The 7180-nt window shown below is 68.3% G+C and carries 5 protein-coding genes and 3 tRNA genes; 1 reads left to right on the top strand and 7 read right to left on the bottom strand.

Going from position 1 to position 7180, the window contains the following annotated elements; genetic code table 11:
- The 4 genes from LXT13_RS27885 to LXT13_RS27870 all read right to left on the bottom strand — a co-directional run.
- A partial coding sequence (locus LXT13_RS27885; RefSeq protein ID WP_017454492.1) for a GTP-binding protein occupies window positions 1–123 on the bottom strand: 123 nt, incomplete at its 3' end.
- 49 nt (window positions 124–172) lie between these two features.
- Window positions 173–247: transfer RNA gene (locus LXT13_RS27880), tRNA-Thr, on the bottom strand.
- A gap of 76 nt (window positions 248–323) precedes the next feature.
- Window positions 324–397 (bottom strand) — tRNA-Gly (locus LXT13_RS27875).
- 44 nt (window positions 398–441) lie between these two features.
- Window positions 442–526: transfer RNA gene (locus LXT13_RS27870), tRNA-Tyr, on the bottom strand.
- Between the two features lie 484 nt (window positions 527–1010).
- Here LXT13_RS27870 and LXT13_RS27865 point away from each other — a divergent pair.
- Window positions 1011–3791, top strand: coding sequence for a TonB-dependent receptor (locus LXT13_RS27865; RefSeq protein ID WP_233375670.1), 2781 nt, complete (start codon window positions 1011–1013; stop codon window positions 3789–3791).
- A 135-nt stretch (window positions 3792–3926) separates the two neighbouring features.
- Here the strand turns inward: LXT13_RS27865 and LXT13_RS27860 are convergent, their stop codons facing one another.
- Genes LXT13_RS27860 through LXT13_RS27850 form a run of 3 tightly spaced genes read right to left on the bottom strand, consistent with a single transcriptional unit; the run spans window position 3927 to window position 7122 of the window.
- Window positions 3927–4943, bottom strand: coding sequence for a cupin-like domain-containing protein (locus tag LXT13_RS27860; protein ID WP_233375668.1), 1017 nt, complete (start codon window positions 4941–4943; stop codon window positions 3927–3929).
- Between the two features lie 2 nt (window positions 4944–4945).
- On the bottom strand, window positions 4946–6013 hold the full coding sequence (locus LXT13_RS27855) for an acyltransferase family protein (protein WP_233375667.1): 1068 nt from the start codon (window positions 6011–6013) through the stop codon (window positions 4946–4948).
- Entirely contained in the window at window positions 6010–7122 is a 1113-nt protein-coding gene (locus tag LXT13_RS27850; protein WP_233375665.1) for a glycoside hydrolase family 18 protein, read from the bottom strand. Before LXT13_RS27850 ends, LXT13_RS27855 begins: the two co-directional genes overlap by 4 nt.
- Between the last annotated feature and the right edge of the window lie 58 nt (window positions 7123–7180).

The raw sequence follows: 7180 nt of genomic DNA, 5'->3' as shown, positions 1-7180 counted from the left end.
GCCGAACTTCTTCGACAGCACCGTCGCGATCGCGGCCGTCAGCGTGGTCTTGCCGTGGTCCACGTGACCGATCGTGCCCACGTTCACGTGCGGCTTGGTCCGTTCAAACTTGCCTTTTGCCATCTTGCGCTCCTGAGGCGAACCCGTTGAGACGAGTAGAAAAAAGAAGGTGTGGTGCCCATGACGCGGATCGAACGCGTGACCTCTCCCTTACCAAGGGAGTGCTCTACCACTGAGCCACATGGGCATCGGCACGGGTTTGACGCCAGGATCGCTGGTCGGCAAACCGGTGTCGACGCTTTGCCGACCAAGCCGCTCGCGTGTGGAGCGGGAAACGGGAATCGAACCCGTGTCATTAGCTTGGAAGGCTAAGGTTCTACCATTGAACTACTCCCGCCCTGGGAGCCTTGACTCTTGACCTCGACTCGCACAGCGAGCTTTTGGTGGAGGAGGCTGGATTCGAACCAGCGTACGCAATGCGGGCAGATTTACAGTCTGCTGCCTTTAACCACTCGGCCACCCCTCCTGAGGCAAGCCCGCAACTATAGCACAGGGTGCTGGCGGCGCAACAGAGACCTTTGCCTAGTCGCCGGACACAGCGGTGTCATCGAGGGACGCCATGCCGACACCCTGCCAAGCCAGCGTCGACCGCGACGGTCGAGCCACCCGAGCAGCAGCACGCGGCACCCTGCCAAGACCAATCGAGACCACCGCGCCCGCCGCACGTCGCCCGCCAACAACAGTTGCCCGCCTCAAACCAATACCAATAAAAGACCAATCTTAAGGTCGTACCCCGCACGCACAGAGGAGAGCGTCCGCCTCACCAGCTCCTCCACGGGAAATCCCGGAGTCAGATTGGTACCAAAGTGGCTTTACCACTCGCTACAGTGGTATCACACCGGATGCGTCAAGCGCTTGCGCCACCCCGCATAACCGGTCTTAAGGTGGTATGCAGCCCGGGACTGCCTTCGCCACCGGCCCGATTCATTGGTCATCACGAGGAACAGTTCATGAAGGTCAAGCAGACCCCCATTTCACGGGCCGTGTTCGCGGCTCTTCTGGGTGCCGCAGGCGGCGTGGCCACGGCTCAACAGACCGCGCAGCCGCAGCAACTGGATGCGGTCGTCGTCACGGGCATCCGCGCGTCGCAGGAGAAATCGCTGGCGGTCAAGCGCAATGCCGACACGCACATCGACGTCATTTCCGCCGAGGACATCGGCAAGATGCCCGACAAGAACGTCGCCGACTCGCTGGCCCGCGTGCCGGGCGTCACGATCCTGAACAGCCCGTCGGGCGGCTCGGGCGGCTTCGACGAACGCGACCGCGTGGGCCTGCGCGGCACCAATCCCAGCCTGACGCAGACGCTGCTCGATGGCCATGCAGTCGCCAACGGCGATTGGTTCGTGCTGGATCAGACCGGTGCAGGTGTGGGGCGCAGCGTGAGCTTCTCGCTGCTGCCGTCGGAGCTGGTCAGCCGCGTGGAGGTCCACAAGAACGCGTCGGCCTCCGACATCGAGGGCGGAACGGCCGGCTCGGTCAACATCATCACGCGCAAGCCGCTGGACTTTGCGCAATCGCTGACGTTCGAGGCCAGCCTCGGCGCCGTCTACGCCGACCTGCCGAAGAAGACCGATCCGCAGGTCAGCGCGCTGTTCGCGTGGAAGAACGAGGCCAAGACCTTTGGCCTGCTGGTGCAGGCGTTTGATGAGAAGCGCCACCTGCGGCGCGACGGCGTCGAGACCTTCGCGCACGATGGTGCCATGTCGCTGACGCCCATCACCGCCGCGACGCACCCCACCGCCGTGGCGGCGGGCATCCCCGAGGGCACGCTGTTTCCCAATCTGATGGGCTCGGCGCTGTTCACGCAGGAGCGCGAGCGCAAGGGCGGCTTTGTCAGCGCCCAGTTCAAGCCGACGAACGACGTGGACCTGATGCTGACGGGTTTCTCGTCCAAGATGGATGCGGACAACTACAACCGCAACTACATGCTGTCCAACCAGTGGGCACTGAGCCGCAGTCCGGCGATCTCGAGCTTCACCATCGACCCGGCCACGAAGATCCTCACGTCTGCCAACTACAGCTTCGCGACACCGACCATCTTCGGCGTGTACGACATGATCTCGCGCAAGTCGTCGGCCGAAACCAACTTCCTGAACCTGGAGGGTTCGTGGAAGGTCAACGACGTACTGAAGCTGTCCGGCAACGCCGGTACGTCGCGCGGCAAGGGCAAGACACTGAGCCAGGACGTCTATGAAGGCGACCTCACCGCGTCCAGCGGCGGCTTCCAGCTCAAGGGCAGCGGCGAGGCGCCGGCGTTCAACATCGGCAACGCGAACGCCGCGGCGCTGAAGCCGTCGGGCACCGACTGGATCTTCGGCGACCAGAACGTCGTCGTTCAGGACAAGGACAACTGGGCCCAGGTCGATGCCGAGTACACGCTCGACGCCGGCCTGCTGCGCAGCCTGAAGTTCGGGCTGCGCAGTTCCAAGCACGACCGCTACACGGACGGTCCCATCGTGGGCCAAGGCCCGAACTGGGGCACCGACCCCTTCGCCAATCCGCTGCCGGCATCCGCGTACACCGAGACCTACCCCGGCAATTTCGGCAGCGGGCTGGGCAGCGGCTTCCCCACCGGTATCTCCTACCCGACGCCGCAGGCGCTGGCCGACTACAACGCCAAGTACGCCAACCGCGACATCTCGCGCCGCATGGTCACGCACGAGTACTCGGTGAAGGAAACCACCACCGCCGGCTACCTGCAGGGCAACTTCGACGGCGACGGCTGGAGTGGCAACGTGGGCCTGCGCCTGGTGCGCACGAAGTCCAGCACGCTGGTCTGGGTGCCGACCAGCGACAAGACGCTGCCAGGCTACGTGCCGTCCGCCTTCGCGGCTGTCGGTCCCAAGTGGACCGACCCGACGGGCTACTACCAGACCGTCCATGACCGCAGCTACACCGACGCGTTGCCCAGCGCCAGCCTGCGCATCGACGTGACGTCCAAGGTCGTGGCCCGGCTGTCGCTGTCACGCACGCTGACGCGGCCCGACTACACGGCGCTGTCGGCGGCCCAGTTGCTGGGCGGCTATTCGGACCCGACGGGCAAGTCGGTGGGCAGCGGCACCAGCGGCAACCCGGACCTCGACCCGATCCGCTCCACCAACTTCGACGCCAACATCGAGTGGTACTTCGCGCCGCGGGCGTTCGTGTCCATGGGCGCGTTCCATATGAACCTGAACAGCTACATCACGGACGGCATCCAGCGCGTGACCGCGTCCACCGACGTCACGCCCGCCGGCGGCCAGCAGGGCTCGCCGACCAATCAGCGCGTGACGGCGCCGTTCGACCTGACGACGCAGATCAACAAGAAGGGCAGCGTCACCGGCATGGAGTTCGCGTTTGAGACGCCGGTGTGGAGCAACTTCGGCATCGGGGCCAACTACACCTATGCCGACGCACACGACGCCTCGGGCCATGTGCTGCGCGGTGCGGTCAAGCACACGGCCAACCTGAACGGCTTCTACGAGAACGACCAGTTCTCGGCGCGCATCAACTACGGCTACAACTCGGACAACTTCCTCGGCCGCGACCGTGGCACGGACTACTTCCAGCGCGGCGTCGGCGTGCTGTCGGCGTCGGTGGGCTACAAGCTCAACGAGCATTTCGCGCTGAGCCTGGACGCGCAGAACCTGAACGACCCGACGCTCAAGTACTACGGCGACTTCAAGTCCGAGCCGCGCGCCATCTACAAGAACGGTCGCCAGTTCTACCTGACGGCGCGGATCAAGTACTGACCTGCGCCACACCGGCGGCAGGCTCTACGTGAGCCGCCGCTATTGAAGAACGAAGGGGAACGTGCACGACGCGTTCCCCTTTTTTGCCATCGCGGCCCCTGCCCACTGCGCCACCAGCGGCGCCCCCCCGGCCGCTCAGCGTTTCAGCAGCGCGGCCAGTTGCTCACGCAGCGCCGCCTCCTGCGCGGCGTCCGTCTCACCGAAGAGATGACGCTGGACGTCGGGCATGTGAGCCAGCGCCTGGCCGCGCGCGCCGAACACATAATGCGCGAACAGCGCCCGCCACCCCTCGCGCTCGCCGTCAGGCAGGTGGCGCAGCGCCAGCATCGCCAGCTTCAGCGCGGCCAGGTGGAGGTCATCGGCCCGCCCCGGCGCAGCCTCGGGCCGCCACCAGTAGTTCATCAGCACGTTGAGATGCGGTGCCAGCGCCTCGACCTGATGGAACCACAGCGGCGGGATGTAGATCGCGTCGCCGGGCGCCAGCTCGGCCACGCGCGCCTGGGCCAGGCCCTCACGCAGCAACGGGTACTGCGCGAGATCGGCGCGGTGCAGGTCGGGCACGACGGACATCGGCGCGGGCGTCGGCGCATGGTCCGGCGGGCCGAGGTAGAGCAGCGGCGCGCACTGAGGCGGCAACAGCGTGAAACGGCGCTCGCCAGCGGCGACGCAGGCGATGTTGTGGGAATCGTCGAAGTGCGCGGGCACCGTCGCGCGATTGCCCACCCACAGGCGCGGCGCGATGGCTGCGTCCAGCAGCGGCAGCGGGTTGACCGTCTCCAGCCCCGGCAGCACCTGCGTCACGAGTGCGCTCTGCGCCGCAAGCGCGGGCGGTTCGGGGAAGTGGCTGTACCGCCACAGCTGCTCGAACAGCGCGGCATAGGGCCGCCGCTCGCGCGCGAAGCCAAAGCCCGCCAGGCCCGGCGCGTAACCGAAAGCCCGCGCCGGGCTCGGCCTGGCGAGCAGCGCGTCGACCGGCTGGCCGACATCGAAGTCCATCAGGTAGCGCAGACAGGGCTCCAGGCCGGCGCGGCCGTGCGCGACGAGCGGCCAGTCACTCACGACGCCGCGCAGCACGACAGGCTCGTACGCGGGCAGCACGTCCCGCTCAAAACGTTCGCGCGTGATGCCGGTCAGCTCGGTCAGAGGCTGCATGCTCACACCTTCCAGTGCCAGCCCCGCCGGTCCATCACCCGGACGATGCCGGCCCACACGGCGACGAAGGCCAGCGCATAGGCCAGCGACTGCGCCTCGGGGCCCCACCAAACGCCCACCGGACCGAACACCGTGCGGTAGAGGGGTCCCGACACGCCCGAGGCGGCCAGGAGCACCGAACTCGTCCACGCGCCGGCAAACGCCGCCATCGCGTTGACACCGAAAGCGCGGCCCCATGGCCGGTGTCCGAGGTGGTCAATCCAGCCATGCGCCACGGCCAGGGCGACAGCCGCCAGACCGCCCGTCCACAGCGCGAACGATGGCGTCCACAGTGCCTTGTTGAACGGCAGCCAGCCCGACCACCACCAGCCCACCAGTGCCGCTGCCATGCCGGTCAGCAGCAGGCCCCGCGCCTCGCCGCGCCGCAGCAACGCACCGCAGACGAGGCCCAACAACGTCGTCGCCAGCGCGCCGAGCGTGGACAGCAGGCCCTCAGGGTCGAAGGCCACGCCCGTGGCCGGGTCCCATTCATAGGCGAAGCGCCCCAGCACCGCGGTGTCCAGGCGCTGCGCCAGGTTGCCCGGCTTGTCCAGCCCGCCGCCGCCCCATTGCAGCAGCGCGCCGTAGCCGGCCAGAAGCCCGACGAGCAGCGCCCACTGGCCGCGCGGGCGCAGCTGCACCGCGGCCAGCCCCACGGCGACGAAGCAGATACCGATGCGCTGCAGCACGCCCATCACGCGGAACTCCGGCCGCTGCAGCAGCCACCAGGCCAGCGCGTGCAGAAGCAACCCCAGCAGCACGATGCGCAGGCCCCGGGCCATGACGGCCGAGCGCAAGGGGCCCGGCGCCGCACCGGCATCGCGCCGCGGCCCGAGGGCCAGCGCCGACGACACGCCGACGATGAACAGGAAGGTCGGAAAGACCAGATCCGTCGGCGTGCAGCCGTGCCAGGCCGCGTGCAGCAACGGCGCGTAGACATGGCCCCAGTCGCCGGGGTGGTTCACGAGCAGCATGGCCGCCACCGCGGCGCCGCGCAGCGCGTCGACGGAGGCGAAGCGACGCGGCGTCATCGCGGTTGCATCGCGTCGAGCAGCTCGCCGTTGTCCTGGCTGAGCTCCCAGGCGAACACGCCGGCCAGCCCGTGCCGCCTGGCGAAGGTCACCTTGGCGCGTACCGCCCGCGGGTCGTCGTAGCCGACATAGCGGCCACCTCCCACCATCGCCCAGGACTGCGTCGCCGCGTCAAAGCGCGGCCTCATGCCCGGCAACGACCTGATGTTCTTGAATGGCACGGCGCCGTCCTCGTCGGGCCAAGGCCTGGCATAGCGGCCGTCCGGCTTTACGCCGTCGAACCCGCGCCCGTACATCGCCACGCCGGCCACCAGCTGGGCCGCTGGCACGCCGTGGCGCGTGAGGTTGGCTACTGCCGCCTCCAGGCTCGCATCGTCACCGGGCCGCGCGCTGCGCAGCGCTGCATGGTGGCCGGCCCGCGGCGTCCAGGGTCCGAAGAAGTCGTAGCTCATCAGGAAGACGAGGTCCAGCGACCGCGCGGCCTGCCCCATAGGCATGCGCGCCAGCTGTTCGCGGCTGGGGTTGATGGCGGCCGTCAGCACGTAGCGCCGGCCGCGCTCGCGGCCCAGCACGTCCAGGCCCGCACGCAGCGCCTGCAGCAGCTGCACATAGTGCCCGCCGTCGGCCGCGCTGCCGAGCCCGGCACCGTTGGAGCCCGGGTGCTCCCAGTCGATGTCGAGCCCGTCGAACACCGGATGGGCGCGCAGCCAGTCGAGCGCGCCGGTGACGAAGGCCGCTCGCCCCTCGGCAGTGGCGGCGAGGTGAAAAAACGGGTCCGACCCGCCCCAGCCGCCCACCGACGCCAGCACCTGCACCGCGGGGTCACGCTGCTTCAACCGCTGGAAGGCCGCGGAAAACGTCGCCTGGTCGACGTGCGGCGCGAGGCTGAACGGCGGCCGGCCCTCGCAGGCGGAAGCCTCCTGTTCACGTTGGCCCTCGCCACAGATCAACAGGAAGGCGTAGAGCAGGTGCGTCACGCGGCCGGGCCGCAGCTGCTCGACGACGCCGACGCCGCGCTCACCCAGGATGTAGGTGCCGACAACCGGCCGGGGCTGGGCCCACGAGAGCGACGCCGTTAGAGCTAGCGCGGCGATGAACAACCGCTTCATGGCTGGCACCGGCTGGCCGTGCAGGCCGGCTGCGCCATCAGCGCACCGAGCGCGGCCG

Origin of the sequence: Pelomonas cellulosilytica (genome assembly GCF_021353265.1) — a bacterium.
Lineage (GTDB): Bacteria > Pseudomonadota > Gammaproteobacteria > Burkholderiales > Burkholderiaceae_C > Pelomonas > Pelomonas cellulosilytica.
The sequence above is the reverse complement of the archived record's forward strand: the minus strand, read 5'-3'. Positions and strand labels throughout refer to the sequence as shown.

Coding starts and splice junctions, on each gene's coding strand:
- LXT13_RS27865 (WP_233375670.1), top strand. CDS start 1,011: ATGAAGGTCAAGCAGACCCCCATTTCACGGGCCGTGTTCGCGGCTCTT.
- LXT13_RS27860 (WP_233375668.1), bottom strand. CDS start 4,943: ATGCAGCCTCTGACCGAGCTGACCGGCATCACGCGCGAACGTTTTGAG.
- LXT13_RS27855 (WP_233375667.1), bottom strand. CDS start 6,013: ATGACGCCGCGTCGCTTCGCCTCCGTCGACGCGCTGCGCGGCGCCGCG.
- LXT13_RS27850 (WP_233375665.1), bottom strand. CDS start 7,122: ATGAAGCGGTTGTTCATCGCCGCGCTAGCTCTAACGGCGTCGCTCTCG.